This is a genomic window from Pseudomonas sp. JAI111 (genome assembly GCF_024809425.1).
GTDB lineage: Bacteria > Pseudomonadota > Gammaproteobacteria > Pseudomonadales > Pseudomonadaceae > Aquipseudomonas.
On sequence record NZ_JANUCB010000001.1, the window covers coordinates 1,592,369 to 1,607,759 of the forward strand.

Sequence of the window (15,391 nt, forward strand, 5' to 3'; positions counted from 1 at the left end):
CATGACTTTCACTACTACTCCTCGCCGTCTCGCCAAGACCTTCGCACTTGTTGCTGGCATGAGCGTGTTGTCGATGTCCGCCTTCGCTGGTGACGCCGCACTCTACGGCCCGACTGCACCGAAAGGTTCGAGCTTCGTACGTGTCTATAACGCCGGTAATGCTGAAGTCAGCGCCACCGTCGGCACCACCAACCTGAGCGATGTTGCGCCGCTGTCCAGCAGCGACTTCAGCTTCATGCCGGGCGGCGACTACAGCGCCAAGGTCGGCAGCCAGACCCTGCCGGTGAAACTGGCCGGCGATCACTATTACACCCTGGTCAACAACGCCAGCGGCGCGCCACAACTGATCGAAGAACCGCCGTTCAAGAACAAGCAGAAATCCCTGGTTCGCGTGCAGAACCTGAGCGACAAGGCCCTGACCCTGAAAACTGCCGACGGCAAGACCGAAGTGGTTCCCTCCGTTGCGGCCAAGAGCCGTGGCGAGCGTGAAATCAACCCGGTGAAAGTCAGCCTGGCGCTGTATGACGGCGCGACCAAAGTCGGCGACGTGAAGCCGGTTGCCCTGGAACGCGGTGAAGCCGCCGTGCTGTACGTCACCGGCAGCGGCAGCAGCCTGTCGCCAGTCTGGGTAAAACGCCCGGTCTCGACGCGCTGATTAATTTTCTGACTTGACGCTCCCCCTGTAGGAGCCGGGCTTGCCCGCGATGCAGACACCTCGGTTCAACAGATACACCGAGGCGATGCCATCGCAGGCAAGCCAGCTCCCACAAGGACCGAGGAGTCAATTCGGACACGGAATAAGAACAAGAGTGAAACGACAGAACGCAGTAGCTCTGACCCATACGATTTTCAAGGAGTAACAACATGATTCCAGTGATCTTGTCCGGTGGTAGTGGCTCACGTCTTTGGCCGCTTTCCCGTAAACAGTTCCCCAAGCAATTCCTGGCCCTGACCGGCGAGCACACGCTGTTCCAGCAAACCCTGGAACGCCTGGTATTCGAAGGCATGGACACCCCGATCGTGGTCTGCAACAAGGACCACCGCTTCATCGTCAACGAGCAACTGGCCAACCGCAAGCTGGAAACCCAGCGCATCCTGATGGAACCGTTCGGTCGCAACACTGCGCCGGCCGTGGCCCTGACCGCGATGATGCTGATCAATGAAGGCCGTGACGAGTTGATGCTGGTGCTGCCGGCCGACCACGTGCTGGAAGACCAGAAAGCCCTGCAACGCGCCCTGGCCCTGGCCACTGTCGCTGCCGAAAACGGCGAAATGGTGCTGTTCGGCGTACCGGCCACCAAACCGGAAACCGGTTACGGCTACATCAAGTCGACCAATGATTCGCTGCTGCCGGAAGGCGTCAGCCGTGTCTCGCACTTCGTCGAAAAACCAGACGTCAAACGCGCCACTGAATTCGTCCAGTCCGGCGGCTACTTCTGGAACAGCGGCATGTTCCTGTTCCGCGCCAGCCGCTTCCTGGAAGAACTGAAAAAGCACGATCCGGACATCTACGACACCTGCCTGCTGACCCTTGAGCGCAGCGAACAGGATGCCGACACCATCACCATCGACGAAGCTACCTTCGCCTGCTGCCCGGACAATTCCATCGACTACTCGGTGATGGAAAAAACCCAGCGCGCCTGCGTCGTGCCGCTGACCGCCGGCTGGAGCGATGTCGGTTGCTGGGCGTCGCTGTGGGAAGTGAATGAAAAAGATGCTAACGGCAACGTCACCAAAGGCGACGTGGTCATCCAGGACAGCAAAAACTGCATGATCCACGGCAACGGCAAACTGGTGTCGGTGATCGGCCTGGACAACATCGTCGTCGTCGAAACCAAGGACGCCATGATGATCGCCCACAAGGACTCGGTCCAAGGCGTGAAACAAATGGTCAACACCCTCAACGCTCAGGGCCGTAGCGAAACCCAGAACCACTGCGAAGTCTATCGTCCGTGGGGCTCCTACGATTCGGTGGACATGGGCGGCCGCTTCCAGGTCAAGCACATCTCGGTGAAACCGGGCGCATGCCTGTCGCTGCAAATGCACCACCACCGCGCCGAACACTGGATCGTGGTCAGCGGCACCGCTGAAGTGACCTGCGACGACAACGTGTTCCTGCTCTGCGAGAACCAGTCGACCTACATCCCGATCGCTTCGGTTCACCGTCTGCGCAACCCGGGCAAGATTCCACTCGAGATCATCGAAGTGCAATCGGGCAGCTATCTGGGTGAAGACGATATCGAGCGCTTTGAAGATATCTACGGTCGTTCCACCCCGGTCGAACGCGGCGTGTCGGTGAAAACCATCGCGCAGTAAACACCAGGCAAATTAAAAGCCCCCGTCCAGTCCGCTGCGAATCCCCATCCGCAGCGGGTTGGTCGGGGGCTTTTTTTTGTCCACGGTTATGCAACCTTGCGAAGCCCAGCCACTGGTTTTCTATGCCAATTATTGACCTTTACTGAACCTGGTACTTTGATTTCAAGCGATCCGTGGAACTTTTCGTCGATAGTGTCCAGCATTGTTCGTGAGTTCATTATTCCCGCCTGCACCGGTTTGATTCCCGAATTACCCAACAACAGCGCCTTCAACTCTTTCAATCGGCCTTTAACCATGGGCACCGCCCCTAGATCCGAAGAGTGTTTTGGGTCAAGTACATCGGGCGAAGCAAAAAACTCTACGTTATCGAAATCTTTGCCAAAGGCTGCCTCCATCGCCGCGTCATCCTCAATATCGTATTCGGCATAATGTGTCTTTTTGTCGAGAAACCTGCGCTCGTTCACCTCGTCGTTTATAGCCAACAGGAAGAACGTAAAACCCATGTTGCCAGCCTTGGTCCAATCCTTCTCACTGGTATTGCCACCTTTTCCGCCCAACGTCATCACATTACTGTTGACCAGGGAAAAATTTGACTTGATAGCCATATGGGACGGTGCATCCCCCGGACTCATTGGATTGGACGAATAGTGGCGCAAGGTAAACCGCAGTTTTTTGGTCTTTTCAAGCACCGCGGGTGTTGCCTGTGTTGTTTTGAAGTTCAGTTTGCCCTCGGTTATTTCGTTCATCATTGTGTAGGGAGCCACTCTGTCCGTATCGCTGTAATTGGCCTTGTACGATTCAAAAATCTCGATCGCAGTGCGTTCTGCCGACTCGGATGTCGACTCCCTCCCCTGCTCGTCAAAAAAAACCAGCGGGCTATTGCGCACCATTCGGAAAAGATTGAAGCCATCCGCCTCCCACCCTGCGGGATCGGGGTTGATCCATCGCTGTAACCACGGGATGTAGTAGCGATCCCCATAGTAATAAAGCCCCGTCGCGTCCCGCTCCTTACCTGAATAGCGGATGGTTTTATAGTCGACGCCGATTACGTCCGAACGGGCAAACCATGCCGTTTCACCGAAGGGATAGAACACTTCCTGGCTGATGATGCGTGCGTCGTCGGCCAGTTCCAGGGTGCAGGACTTCAGGTGATCGACCAGGTTGTACCGGTATTGATCATTGCCCCCGGACGGTGGGTCGGTTTCCCAGTGCAATACCCGAACCGTATTGAGTCCGGCCTGCGCGGTGATGACGTGCAGCACTTCTCCAGTACCACTGTCAGTGCGCAGTTCCAGCTCCGGCAGGTAACGCACTTCGGCTTTCACGGTTCGGGCATTGGTCTGCAATGAACGAATCTTGCGCACTCGCTGGCCGCCGGTATCGTAGAAATAACATTCACAGTCATTGCGTCCGGAGTTACGTTCCACCGGGCTGACCGACTGCAATTGATTGCGCAGGTCCCACGTCAACAACCGCCCCTGATCCAGCTCCAGCAAGTTGCCCTTGGCATCGAATGCCGCGGCGATTTCATTTTCGGTCGGCGGCACCCCGTTACGGTATGGCAAGCAACGATTGCTGTACCGGGCAGCCTTAAGTTCGCGCCCAGGACTTTGGGCCCCCACATGCGTCAACTTCAGCAAATTGCCGCTTTCGTCATGGCTGAAGGTTTGGCGGTAGTTACCGAGCGCTGCAGGATCGTTACGGTCGACTGAGGCCGGCCCTTGATTGGCGGCGCCCGCCTCCCAGCCAATCGCCGCGATCAATTGATACAAACTGTCATACCAGTATCGACTGACGGGTTCGATGCGTTGATTGTTGAAATAACGCACCGGCAACGCCTTGTCTTCGATACTCAGCACATTGCCCATGCAGTCATAGTCATAGAGCAGATGTTGCAACTCACCGGTACGCTCGCTGTGCGCCCGCCGCGTCATCAAGTGACCACTCTCGGCGCAATACGTAAGTGTTGTTTGTACGTCGTTGCCCGCCACTTCTCGCGTGACTTGTCCGTCGGCGTTGTACTCGATCTCCCGGACCAGCGTTTGCCACGTGAGCTTGCCGGCCAGTTTGAGTTCGCTCTGGCGCAACCGACCATCACGGGTGAAGTCAAACCTCTGAGTGTTCTGCCGGGCATCGACCATTTCCAGCACATTACCGTGCGGCCCGTAACGCCACGTCGAGATTGCGCCCTCATCTGGTTCCAGTAACGCCTGACGCTCGGCAATCGGCTCGGGCCAATCAGGGGCAACGGCCGCTAAAGTGAAGTGTTGAGCCTGCCTTGTGCACTGGCCAGCGATCGCGAACGACTCAAACAGCACGCTCCCGCCCGGGCTATCCTGGCGAATCAATTCCCCGCATTGGTTATGATCCTGGGCCCCCGGTTCGGCACGACCATACTCCATGCGTTCAGCACAACGTCGTGGTTCGGTCGCCAGGTGTTCGAACACCGCCACGGGCCGAAGCAGGTCGTCATATTCAACCTCGCGTCGTATCCCGCGACTGTCCCAGCTGAACAGCATCTGATCGGCCAGGCCAAACAGACTGACTGTGGAGCCGGCATCGACACTATTCGTGCTCACCGGATGGCCAAGCAGCGAATGCACCGTCGTGAGATTGGCGGGGACCGCGGGGTCGTCCTTGTGCAACGCCCACAGGCGCGGATCCCAATGCCTTATCGGGAAACCCGCGGCATCGTGGAGCGTGCGATTAAATCGCGCCTGAGCGGCGATGCCTTCAACCTCACGCCAATATTCAACCGAACAGACGGGCAATCCTCGCGGATCGAAGACAAACACTTTGGGTGTGTTGTAGTGCATTCCCATCGTCGTGGCCGGCATGCCCTGAATGTCCTTTTTTGCCAATGGCCATCTAATCGTCGCGGTGATGGCCTGGCTACTGTCAGAAATTACAGTAGCGACCAGCGGTACATGCCCTTGAACCGCGAATGTCCATTCCCGCGGCCCTTCGGTAGGATGGTGGTCATGAGTTCAAGGAGCGTTAAAACATGTTCATCGGCGTCTTGCTGGTCATTACCTGGCTGATCCTGTTGCTGCGCTATCCTGCCAAAGCGTTGCCGGTCTCTGTGGCGGCCGCCATTGGCCTGGGCCTGGTGGCTACGTGGGTGATCTGGATGGACAACCGCGAGGTCAAGCAACTGGCGCGTCTTGAACTGCGCATTACCTACTCCCCCGAGCAATGCCCGGCCGACCGCCCCTTGCAACTGAAAATGAACAACGGCAACGACGTGCCGCTCACCGAGTTGCGCTGGCGCATCGCCGCGTACGCGCCGGGCGATACGGTCAACCTGGCCGACAATCAATACGCCGCCCCACGCTATCGCGGCCCTGGCGAACTGCAGGCTGGCGCCAATTGGGAAGACTGTTTGCCATTGCCGCCACTGCGTCCCGGTTATCGCCCGCAAACCCTGGAGTTTCGCGCCGAACATCTGCAAGGTAGTTTCTCAGACTAATCTTCCCTTTTTTCTATTGCACAAGGACCGCGCCATGCCTGTTGCGTTGATTACCGGTTGTTCCAGCGGCATTGGCCGCGCCCTGGCCGATGTGTTCAAGAGTGCCGGATATGAAGTCTGGGCCAGTGCGCGCAAGGCTGATGACGTCGCGGCGCTGGTCGCCGCGGGTTTCACGGCCGTGCAACTGGACGTCAACGACGCCGCCGCGCTTGAACAGCTGAGCGAGCAGATCAATCAGCAACGTGGCGGCCTTGACGTGCTGATCAACAACGCCGGTTACGGCGCCATGGGCCCCTTGCTCGACGGCGGTGTGCCGGCGATGCAGCGGCAGTTCGAAACCAACGTCTTTGCCATTGTCGGCGTAACCCGTGCGATGTTCCCGGTGCTGCGCCGCGCCAAAGGCCTGGTGGTGAACATTGGCAGCGTTTCTGGGGTGTTGGTCACCCCGTTCGCCGGCGCGTATTGCGCCTCGAAAGCGGCGGTGCATGCATTGAGCGATGCGTTGCGCATGGAACTGGCGCCGTTCGGGGTTCGCGTGATGGAGGTCCAGCCGGGCGCCATCGAATCCAGTTTCGCCAAGAATGCCGGCCATGAAGCGGAACAATTGATCACCGAACAATCGCCGTGGTTTCCACTGCGTGAAGGCATTCGCGCACGCGCCAAGGCCTCTCAGGACAAACCGACACCGGCCAGGGAATTTGCCGAGGGTCTGCTCAAGGCCGTGCAACAAAGCAACCCGCCGCGCCTGATTCGCCTGGGCAATGGCAGCCGGGCGTTGCCGCTGTTGGCCGGGTTGTTGCCCAAAGGGTTGTTGCAGGCGGGATTGATGAAGCGGTTTGGGTTGAAGGGGCAACTTTAAATCGGGTCGACGCTATCGCGGGCAAGCCCGCTCCCACAGGTTTCGCGGCGCTCTCTGTGGGAGGGCTGGCCCGCGAAGACGTCAAACCAGACGCAGCAAACTGACTGGAAAAAACATGACCGACTACAGCGAATACTTTGACGAAGTCATCCAGGCCCACATAGCTATCGAAAAATGGTTGGCCCTGGAACTGGACGAGTCTGTGCTTGAACAACTGCTGGCGCGTTTTTCACCGCAATTTTCCATGATCTCGCCGTTGGGCCGGGTGCTGGATTTCGAGGCGTTGAGCGAGTTGTTCATGCTGGCGGGCGGCAGGAAACTCGGGTTCAGGATTGAGCTCGGCGAACTGCGCGGCATTGCGCTTTATGACGGTGGCGCGGTGGTGAGTTATCGCGAGCAGCAGACCGATGCAACCGGCCTGCATTCTGATCGACGCTCGACGGTGGTGTTCGAGAAGCAGGCCGACGGCAAAGTGCTTTGGCGGCATTTGCATGAGACGTTTTGCAAGGGGTAACACCGCGTCGCGCCCATCGCGAGCAGGCTCGCTCCCACATTGATCGAGCCCGCCGCATATTCTGCAAACACCACAAATCCCCTGTGGGAGCGAGCTTGCTCGCGATGGACGCGACTCGGTCCAACGTCTAGTTAACCACCACCGTGCACGTGATCCCCGCCGCCAACAGCACCCCTTCCGGCACTTCATCAATGTGAATCCGCACCGGCACTCGCTGCGCCAGGCGCACCCAGTTGAACGTCGGGTTCACGTCGGCAATCAGCTCGCGACTTTCCGGGTTATCGCGGTCATAGATGCCGCGCGAAATGCTCTCCACATGCCCCTTCAACACTTCGCCGCTCATCAACTGCATGTCGGCCTTGTCGCCCACCCGCACATGCGGCAGTTTGGTTTCTTCGAAGAAGCCATACACCCAGAACGAGTTCATATCGACCACGGCCATTTTCGCTTCGCCGATGCGCGCGTAATCGCCGCGATGCACGTTCAGGTTGGTGACGTAACCGTCCACCGCTGCGCGGACTTCGGTGCGTTTGAGGTTCAGTTCGGCCGCTTCAAGTTGTGCCTGGGCTTGCTGGTAATCGGCCAGCGCCGAGTCGGCGATGTTGCTGGCGTCGTCGCGGTTTTCCTTGGAAATCACCAAGGCGTCCATGTCGGCGCGGCGATGGGCGTTGACCTTGCGCATCTCCCACGTCGACTTGCGTGAGGCCACCAGCGCCTGCGCTTGTTTGACTGCGATGCGGTAATGCTCGGGGTCGATCTGCATCAGCAAATCACCCTTCTTCACCTGTTGGTTGTCGCGCACCGGCACGTCCACGACTTCACCGGTGACATCGGCGGCGACGTTGATGATGTCGGCGCGCACCCGACCGTCGCGGGTCCACGGCGTGTTCATGTAATGCACCCACAGGGTCCGGCCGATCCATAGCGCGAGGGCCAGTACCAGCAGAGTAGCGAGCAGGCTGAAAAGCTTTTTCATCAGGGCCTTCTTCAATGATAGAAAGTCAGTGATAGACAGTCAGCGCCAGGGCGCCGAACAGACAGGTAAACAAACTCAGGCGCAACAGCGCCGGGTGCCAGAAGAAGCGGTACAGGTCGAACCCGGACAGGAACCGGTCCAGCGCCCAGGCCAGCGCCGCGGCGATGAAAAACATCAACGTCATGGTCGGCATGTACACGCCGTGGAAGGCGATTTCACGAGGCATGTTCAAGTCCTTGGAGCTTGGCGACGGCGCTGGTCTTCAGGTAGCCGGCGAGCGGTGATTGCGGGTCGAGCAGCGAGGTGCGGATGAAGTGCAGATAGCTCTTCACCCGACGCAAGGCCGAGGTGTCGAAGTGCGGGGCGAACGGCTCATCGGTGGCTTGCACGCGGTTGATCGCATGGTCGACCGCGATCAATCCACGCTCCAGATTGCTCTGGCTCGGTTGCAGAAACAGCCGCACCAGCGAGCGTCCCATCACGCGGATCGCCTGACGCCACGGCTGGGATTCGGCATAGGCCGGGTGCACCGGCAGGATCGCCTGCTCCTTGCGCAACTCGATGATCGCGTGACCGACCTCCAGCACCACGAACATCCAGCGCAGCAAATTTCGTTGCACCTGCGGCTGTCCCGCCGCGAAACCGTAGGCCTGGTGCAACAAGTCCCGCGTACCACTTTCAAAACCCGACGCCAAACCCTTGAGTTTGCCGCTGATGGCGTACACCACTTGCCCGCGCAGGTCCTGCTCCAGGCGCCGCCACAACCAGCGGCTGTTGGGCGGCAGAATGATCGCCCCGGCCGCCGCGCACACCAGCATGCCCATCACCATGGCGATGTAGTCGTTGATGAACGCGTAAGGGTTGTAGACCGTGAGATTGTCCGGTACCGAACCGGTGCTGAAGAAAATCAGCAAACCGAGACCGACACCAACGTATTGCGGCCGTGAAGTGAGGAACGCCCCGAGCACGATCACCGGCGCGAGCATCACGCACAGCAGTGGAAAACCATCGATCAACGGGAAGATGAAAAACATCTCGAAGAAGCCGATCAGCGCCCCGAGAAATGTTCCGCACGCCATTTGAAACGCCATGCGCTTGGGGTTCGGCGTGGCCGCAGACAGGCCCACGGTGGCCGCGGCGATCAGCGTCATGGTCGCCCCGCTCGGCCACGCCGTCGCCACCCAATAGCTGCCCAGCACCACCAGAATGAACGCCGCGCGAATGCCCGCCGCGGCCGAGGCCATCCAGTTGGTTTTCGGAGTGAACGGCTCGTCCCATTGCTCCCGCGCATGGCTGTGATCGGCCAGCGAGGCGTGGGTCTGTGCATAACTGTGCAACTCATCGACGAAGCGATACAACAGTTCGTATGCAGTGTGGAAATCGAGTTGCTCGGCGTCGCTCGGCTTGCTCTCCTGAAACGTCGCCCGCAGGCGGCGAACCCGGGCCGGCAGGTTTTCCTTGTAGCTTGCCAAGGCGTTCGTCAGGCGTGCGGCGTCGGGGCTGGTCAAGGCGCGACCGCTAAAGCCATCGAGCAACTCGGCCAGGTCCTGCAGTCCCGGTTTGATCGCCGCGACCACATGATCCGCGTCACTGCTGCGCAAGCGTTCGAGCAACTGATGCAAGGCGTTGAACCGCGTGGTGATGCCCATGAATTCGCTGTTCAAGCGACTGAGCCGGCCGTTGCGCCGACGCATGTGCGGGTCCTCGAACACGGTGACGCTGCGCAGCCCTTCAAGCCCGACGGCCTCGGCGATAAAGCGCACGTTGCTCGCCTCAAAAGCCTCCGGTTTGCTGCGACCGCGCAAGCCGTCGGTGACGAACAAGGCGAACACGCCGAAGCGTTGATACAAGGCGTTGCGCATCGCCGCGCTGGCAGTTTGCGGCAGGATCGCGGCGCTGACCACGGTGGCGCAGAGAATCCCCAGAGAGATTTCCAGCACCCGCCAGACCGCCGCCATGAACGCGCCATCCGGGTGCGCCAATGCCGGCAGACCGACCATTGCGGCGGTGTACCCGGCCAGCACAAAACCATAGGCGCGAAAGTTGCGATACCGCGCGGCGCCGGCCGTGCAGATGCCGACCCAGATCGCCAGCGAGCCGAGGAACAGTTCAGTGTTCTGCGCAAACAGGGCAATCAGCGCAACCATCACCGCCGACCCGATCAGGGTGCCAAGGAAGCGATAGAAACTCTTGGCGAACACCTGACCGCTTTGGGGCTGCATGACGATGAACACGGTGATCATCGCCGTGCGCGGCTGCGGCAATTCCAGGCGCATGGCCAGCCACAGCGTCAGGAATGCGGCGAACAACACCTTGAAAATGTATACCCAGGTCACGCCGTCGCTGCGTGCCCAGTCGAACAAACCCCGGCGCCATTCAAGGGAGTACAGCCAGCGCAAAGGTGCGGGCAAGGGAGTCATGAAATCCTGCTCACTGTAATTCAGTCAGGTAGAGAACATGTGGGAGCCAGCCTGCTGGCGATGGCGGTGTGTCAGTCAATGCTGATGTCACCTGACACACAGCCATCGCCAGCAAGCTGGCTCCCACAGGTTTTGTGTTCACTTGAGAAGCATCGGGGTTTTCGGTGCCTGGGTCTGGCTGTCTTTGGGCACATCGTAGCCCGCACCGAGTCCACCGCCGAGCGCCGTCACCAGTTCAGCGTGTGCGCTCAGCCGCGCGGCCTGCACCTGCTGCTGGACTTGCTGCTGCTTGAACAACAAGGTCTGAGCGTTGAGCACGTTGAGGTAATCGGTGAGCCCGCGTTGATAGGCGATCATCGCGATGTCGTAGGTCTTCTGCGCCATCGCCACCGACTCGGCGGCGAAGGCTTGCTGTTTGTCCATGGATTCGCGACGGATCAACTGGTCCGAGATGTTTTTCAGCGCATTGACCAGGGTCTGGTTGTACTTGGCGACGGCGATGTCAAACCCGGCCGAGGCTTCACCCAGTTCCGAACGCAAGCGGCCGCCATCAAAAATCGGCAACGAGATCGCCGGGCCGACGCTGTAGCTGAGTTTCTTGCCGGTCAAAAACTCCAGCGCCCCGCCACCGGTGGCCATGTAGCCAAGGCTGCCGACCAGATCGACGTTGGGATAAAAACCGGCGTGAGCGACGTCAATTCCACGCGCCTGAGCCGCCACTTGCCAGCGACTGGCGACCACGTCCGGGCGTTGACCGAGCAATTGCGCAGGCAATGACGACGGCAGTTTCAGCGGCGCGGCCAACGACAGCGTCGGGCGTTGCAACTGCGCGCCCTCCCCCGGCCCCTTGCCCGCCAACGCAGCGAGTTGATTGCGGCTCAGGGCGATTTCTTCGTCCAGGGCGTCAATCTGACGGTGGGTTTCCGGCAGCGGCGCCTGCGCCTGACTGACCTCGAAATGGGTGCCGATGCCGCCGTTCAGGCGTTTCTGCGCCAGGTCGAGGATTTGCTCTTGCTGCTTCAGGGTGGCCTCGACGATGTCCCGTTGTGCGTAATGCAACGAGAGTTCGATGTAGGCGCGCACGATGTTGTTCTGCAGTTCGAGCTGGGCCAGGCGCGCTTCGGCGGCGCTCATGTGCGCCATGTCCACAGCGCGCTCGGTGGTGTTGCTTTCGCGCCCCCAGAGGTCAAGGGCATAGCTGAAGCCCAGCGCGGCGTTGTTGTCCCAGGTCGTGGTGTCGGCCAACTCGCCCGGCCCGTAGAACTGATCGGTGGGCCAGTGGTGGCGCTTGAGCGTCGAGTCGCCATTGATCTGCAATGATTCGGCAGACTCGGCGACACCCGCCATGGCCTTGGCCTGACGCACACGAGCGGCGGCCATGGCCATGCTCGGGCTGCCTTGCACGGCGAGGTCGATCCAGCGGTTGAGTTGCGAGTCGCCATAGGCCTGCCACCATCGGGCAGTGGGCCAGTGAGCGTCCTGCGCGGCGCTCTGGATAGCTTCGTCGGTGGCCAGTGAATTGGCCTCCAGTGCCTTGCCCTGTGGGGCAATACCTCCGGTTCCGATGCAGCCGCTGATGGTCAGGGTTAAAGCCAAAACACTGAGCGTCTGAAGCGCTCTGCTGATGCGACGCGGCACTGCTGCGATTTCCTGAGGTGGGGAGTTGTTCCTGAGTGGCGCAATTCTAGGGGTGGGCTTTGTTGGCGATAAGCTGGGAATCCTGTGAATCTTTGTTACCGTTAACGCGATAATCCGTTGGTCGGGGTCACCGCCCCAGTAACTTCGTGTCACAATTTGCCATCGCACCCGAGAGCACCCCATGGACACTTTGCAAAACATGCGCGCCTTCAGTTACGTGGCCGAGGCCGGCAGCTTCACCGCCGCGGCCGTGCAACTGGACACCACCACAGCCAACGTTTCGCGCGCGGTCTCCAATCTGGAAGCCCATCTGCAAACCCGCCTGCTCAACCGCACCACCCGCCGCATCGCGCTGACCGAGGCCGGCAAGCGCTACCTGTTGCGCTGCGAGCAGATCCTGGCCTACGTCGAAGAAGCCGAAGCCGAAGCCAGCGACGCCCACGCCCGCCCGGCCGGGCAGCTCAAAGTGCACACCATGACCGGCATCGGCCAGCACTTCGTGATCGACGCCATCGCCCGCTACCGCAAAACCCATCCCGACGTGACCTTCGACCTGACCATGGCCAACCGCGTGCCGGACCTGCTCGACGAAGGCTACGACGTGTCCATCGTGCTCGCCAGCGAACTGCCCGACTCGGGTTTCGTGTCCCAGCGCCTGGGCATCACCTACAGCATCGTCTGCGCCTCACCGGCGTACGTGAAAGCCAACGGCTGCGCACAAAAGCCCAGCGACTTGCTCAATCACATGTGCCTGCGCCTGGTGAGCCCGGTAATCCCGCTGGAGAAATGGACCTTCGACGGACCTGAAGGCCAGGAGATGGTCACGATTAACAGCTCACCGTTTCTGGTGAACTCGGCCGACGCCATGAAAACGGCCATCACCAGCGGCATGGGGGTTGGCGTGTTGCCGGTGTATGCGGCGATTGAAGGCCTGCGCAACGGCACACTGGTGCGCGTGATGCCGAACTACCGCTCGCAGGAACTGAATCTGTACGCGATCTACCCATCGCGGCAGTACCTGGATGCGAAGATCAAAACCTGGGTCGAGTATCTGCGGGGTTCGTTGCCGGAAATCCTGGCGGCGCATCAAGCGGAACTGTCGGCGTATGAATTGAGTGGGACCTTGAGTGGGGCTCGGCTGGCGAATTAGCCGCCATGCCTCATTGGCTTACGGCAAAGGAATGCCGATTGCCCGATCAATATCGCAAAAATTAGTCAACGCTCGTAATACCTGTAATTTCTGACAGTAGACGGCGCTCATTGGGTTCGGGAGACTCTATGACGTAATTCAACTTATTGTCGTTATGAAAGGGAAAGCGGAATGACAAATTACTTGATTGAGCAAAATAAAACTTTCAACGCCGTCTCGGGAGCATTGAAAGCAGAGATTCAAAAATTTGGCACGTATGATGGAAAGGCAACTTACTTTCTTACCAATGAAACCGATGTTTATCTTTATACCCTCCATCAAACTGACGAAAAAAACTGGATGGTTATCACTTTTCTATTCCCGGCTAACATTGAAAATAAGCGGCATGAATTTTATGAAAACAGCCCAATTGAACCACCCTCTTTCTCTCTACGCTGGATCGATGAGGGTGGACGCACTTGGTTTCGCCCCTATTACTCGAGGCTGGACGCAGGGCACATTGACATAAAATTCAATCTAGCCGAAGGCACTCTCAACGCCAGCTTTAATTTCACATTTAAAGATAAACTTGAGGAGCGCCAAGTTGTGGGTCAGATGTTGGATATCAAAGGTCTGGCGCATGTGAAATACAGCTTCGAGGGTGCCAAGCTTGATAAGTAACTTGAAAATACGTCAAGCATTTAAACATCCGGTCCTACAGACGCGGTGATTTTGGCGGATGTTTCTGACAGGTTCTGTCGGTTGTTGGGTCAGACGGGAAATCGGTAGGCTTTGTGGGTCGCTGGCTTTTCAGCGATCGGGTCTGGAAAACCCGAATAAGGATCACGGCACATGACATAATGCGGCGCTTTTTCAGCTCCGCAATTTGAGTTATGGCGGCTGTGCGTGGGAGACCTTCGGGTCTGCCGGGTTTGATCCTTTCTCGGTTTTTCCAGTCCGCGTACAGCTGCCACCTCCTCGTCTGGAAAACGAAAAGTGGCAGCTCCTCGACTCCAAGGATCTTTGCCAATGATTAAAGAAACTCCAAATCCCCCGGAAGCCGACGACGTTTCCCCCTACGAATCCGCCGACTCCAAAAAATTCAACGACGCAGCCGAACGCGCGCTGGATCACTACCTCAAACCCGCCGCCCTCAAATCACCGACCAACCGCAAACCCAGCACCATGTTCCTGATTGCGCCGGATATCAAAGACGAAGACCTGCTGGCCCACACCTGCGAGTCGTTGGCTCAGGCCAGTGTCATGGCCAGTGATTTTGCGGGGTATCTGGAAGGCCCGCAGCGACACACGGCAATGGCGATTCAGCAGATAGTGATGCTGGCCGAGCTGGCGGTGAATCGGATGCTGGATAACGTGGCCGTACCAAAATCTACGCCACACAGCTGATCCCCTGTGGGAGCGAGCCTGCTCGCGATGGCGGTCCGACATTCAGCATTGATACTGGCTGACACACCGCCATCGCTGGCAGGCCAGCTCCCACAATAGATCGGCATATACGCTTCGCTCCTCACCACTCAACAGGCCGAGCGGTCGCTCGCCTGCAGCTCTTGATCTTGATCCACTCGCCCCATCGGAACGCGGAGCGCACCTGGCTGCATTCCCACGCGGAGCGTAGGGAACGATGAGTGAGGTAGCAGCAAGAGACTGGTCGGCTGGCAGGCCGCCATCGCTGCGATGCGGCGGCCCGACAGGCCAGCTCCCACAATAGATCGGCGTACCCGCTTCGCTCCCCACCACTCAACAGGCCGAGCGGTAGCTCGCCTGCAGCTCTTGATCTTGATCCACTCGCCCCATCGGAACGCGGAGCGTCCCTGGCTGCATTCCCACGCGGAGCGTAGGGAACGATCAGTGAGGTAGCAGCAGGAGGCTGGTCGGCTGTCAGGCCGCCATCGCTGCGATGCGGCGGCCCGGCAGGCCAGCTCCCACAATAGATCGGCGTACACGCTTCGCTCCTCACCACTCAACAGGCCGAGCGGTAGCTCGCCTGCAGCTCTTGATCTTGATCCACTCGCCCCATCGGAACGCGGAGCGTCCCTGGCTGCATTCCCA

At 59.2% G+C, this 15,391-nt stretch carries 13 protein-coding genes; 8 read left to right on the top strand and 5 right to left on the bottom strand.

Annotation, left to right across the window (positions count from 1 at the left end; translation table 11 throughout):
* Position 1 precedes the first annotated feature (1 nt).
* A complete protein-coding gene (locus HNR03_RS07510) occupies positions 2-655 on the top strand; it encodes an alginate O-acetyltransferase AlgF (protein ID WP_208669916.1) in 654 nt (217 codons plus the stop codon).
* Between the two features lie 209 nt (positions 656-864).
* Complete coding sequence (locus HNR03_RS07515; RefSeq protein WP_222589858.1) at positions 865-2,316, top strand: mannose-1-phosphate guanylyltransferase/mannose-6-phosphate isomerase; 1,452 nt, start codon at positions 865-867, stop codon at positions 2,314-2,316.
* 86 nt (positions 2,317-2,402) lie between these two features.
* Here HNR03_RS07515 and HNR03_RS07520 read toward each other — a convergent pair whose 3' ends face one another.
* Positions 2,403-5,153, bottom strand: a complete 2,751-nt coding sequence (locus HNR03_RS07520; protein ID WP_259152038.1) for an RHS repeat domain-containing protein — start codon at positions 5,151-5,153, stop codon at positions 2,403-2,405.
* Positions 5,154-5,320: 167 nt separating this feature from the next.
* Between HNR03_RS07520 and HNR03_RS07525 the strand changes: the two genes are divergently transcribed.
* The 3 genes from HNR03_RS07525 (at position 5,321) to HNR03_RS07535 (ending at position 7,158) form a co-directional block, all read left to right on the top strand.
* The gene (locus HNR03_RS07525; protein ID WP_259152039.1) at positions 5,321-5,785 is read left to right on the top strand and encodes a multidrug transporter; all 465 of its coding nucleotides are present in this window, start codon (positions 5,321-5,323) and stop codon (positions 5,783-5,785) included.
* Between the two features lie 34 nt (positions 5,786-5,819).
* Positions 5,820-6,644, top strand: coding sequence for an SDR family oxidoreductase (locus HNR03_RS07530; protein ID WP_259152042.1), 825 nt, complete (start codon positions 5,820-5,822; stop codon positions 6,642-6,644).
* A 115-nt stretch (positions 6,645-6,759) separates the two neighbouring features.
* A complete protein-coding gene (locus HNR03_RS07535) occupies positions 6,760-7,158 on the top strand; it encodes a DUF4440 domain-containing protein (RefSeq protein ID WP_259152043.1) in 399 nt (132 codons plus the stop codon).
* A 127-nt stretch (positions 7,159-7,285) separates the two neighbouring features.
* Here the strand turns inward: HNR03_RS07535 and HNR03_RS07540 are convergent, their stop codons facing one another.
* The 4 genes from HNR03_RS07540 to HNR03_RS07555 all read right to left on the bottom strand — a co-directional run bounded on the left by HNR03_RS07540 (position 7,286) and on the right by HNR03_RS07555 (position 12,192).
* Complete coding sequence (locus tag HNR03_RS07540) at positions 7,286-8,134, bottom strand: HlyD family secretion protein (protein ID WP_222589854.1); 849 nt, start codon at positions 8,132-8,134, stop codon at positions 7,286-7,288.
* Positions 8,135-8,159: 25 nt separating this feature from the next.
* The gene (locus HNR03_RS07545; protein WP_008153498.1) at positions 8,160-8,360 is read right to left on the bottom strand and encodes a DUF1656 domain-containing protein; all 201 of its coding nucleotides are present in this window, start codon (positions 8,358-8,360) and stop codon (positions 8,160-8,162) included.
* Positions 8,350-10,554 carry an FUSC family protein gene (locus HNR03_RS07550; RefSeq protein WP_259152045.1) on the bottom strand — a complete coding sequence of 735 codons (2,205 nt, stop codon included), beginning with the start codon at positions 10,552-10,554 and terminating at the stop codon, positions 8,350-8,352. Before HNR03_RS07550 ends, HNR03_RS07545 begins: the two co-directional genes overlap by 11 nt.
* A 138-nt stretch (positions 10,555-10,692) precedes the next feature.
* Complete coding sequence (locus HNR03_RS07555) at positions 10,693-12,192, bottom strand: efflux transporter outer membrane subunit (protein WP_259152046.1); 1,500 nt, start codon at positions 12,190-12,192, stop codon at positions 10,693-10,695.
* Between the two features lie 181 nt (positions 12,193-12,373).
* Between HNR03_RS07555 and HNR03_RS07560 the strand changes: the two genes are divergently transcribed.
* The 3 genes from HNR03_RS07560 to HNR03_RS07570 all read left to right on the top strand — a co-directional run bounded on the left by HNR03_RS07560 (position 12,374) and on the right by HNR03_RS07570 (position 14,728).
* Positions 12,374-13,342, top strand: a complete 969-nt coding sequence (locus tag HNR03_RS07560; protein ID WP_259152048.1) for a LysR family transcriptional regulator — start codon at positions 12,374-12,376, stop codon at positions 13,340-13,342.
* 171 nt (positions 13,343-13,513) lie between these two features.
* Positions 13,514-14,002, top strand: coding sequence for a hypothetical protein (locus HNR03_RS07565; RefSeq protein ID WP_259152050.1), 489 nt, complete (start codon positions 13,514-13,516; stop codon positions 14,000-14,002).
* 348 nt (positions 14,003-14,350) lie between these two features.
* Positions 14,351-14,728, top strand: a complete 378-nt coding sequence (locus HNR03_RS07570; RefSeq protein ID WP_259152051.1) for a DUF6124 family protein — start codon at positions 14,351-14,353, stop codon at positions 14,726-14,728.
* The last annotated feature ends 663 nt before the right edge of the window (positions 14,729-15,391 follow it).

What these genes read in the sequence shown, in the direction of transcription:
- HNR03_RS07510 (WP_208669916.1), top strand. Translation starts at nt 2, where the DNA reads ATGACTTTCACTACTACTCCTCGCCGTCTCGCCAAGACCTTCGCACTT.
- HNR03_RS07515 (WP_222589858.1), top strand. Translation starts at nt 865, where the DNA reads ATGATTCCAGTGATCTTGTCCGGTGGTAGTGGCTCACGTCTTTGGCCG.
- HNR03_RS07520 (WP_259152038.1), bottom strand. Translation starts at nt 5,153, where the DNA reads ATGCCGGCCACGACGATGGGAATGCACTACAACACACCCAAAGTGTTT.
- HNR03_RS07525 (WP_259152039.1), top strand. Translation starts at nt 5,321, where the DNA reads ATGTTCATCGGCGTCTTGCTGGTCATTACCTGGCTGATCCTGTTGCTG.
- HNR03_RS07530 (WP_259152042.1), top strand. Translation starts at nt 5,820, where the DNA reads ATGCCTGTTGCGTTGATTACCGGTTGTTCCAGCGGCATTGGCCGCGCC.
- HNR03_RS07535 (WP_259152043.1), top strand. Translation starts at nt 6,760, where the DNA reads ATGACCGACTACAGCGAATACTTTGACGAAGTCATCCAGGCCCACATA.
- HNR03_RS07540 (WP_222589854.1), bottom strand. Translation starts at nt 8,134, where the DNA reads ATGAAAAAGCTTTTCAGCCTGCTCGCTACTCTGCTGGTACTGGCCCTC.
- HNR03_RS07545 (WP_008153498.1), bottom strand. Translation starts at nt 8,360, where the DNA reads ATGCCTCGTGAAATCGCCTTCCACGGCGTGTACATGCCGACCATGACG.
- HNR03_RS07550 (WP_259152045.1), bottom strand. Translation starts at nt 10,554, where the DNA reads ATGACTCCCTTGCCCGCACCTTTGCGCTGGCTGTACTCCCTTGAATGG.
- HNR03_RS07560 (WP_259152048.1), top strand. Translation starts at nt 12,374, where the DNA reads ATGGACACTTTGCAAAACATGCGCGCCTTCAGTTACGTGGCCGAGGCC.
- HNR03_RS07565 (WP_259152050.1), top strand. Translation starts at nt 13,514, where the DNA reads ATGACAAATTACTTGATTGAGCAAAATAAAACTTTCAACGCCGTCTCG.
- HNR03_RS07570 (WP_259152051.1), top strand. Translation starts at nt 14,351, where the DNA reads ATGATTAAAGAAACTCCAAATCCCCCGGAAGCCGACGACGTTTCCCCC.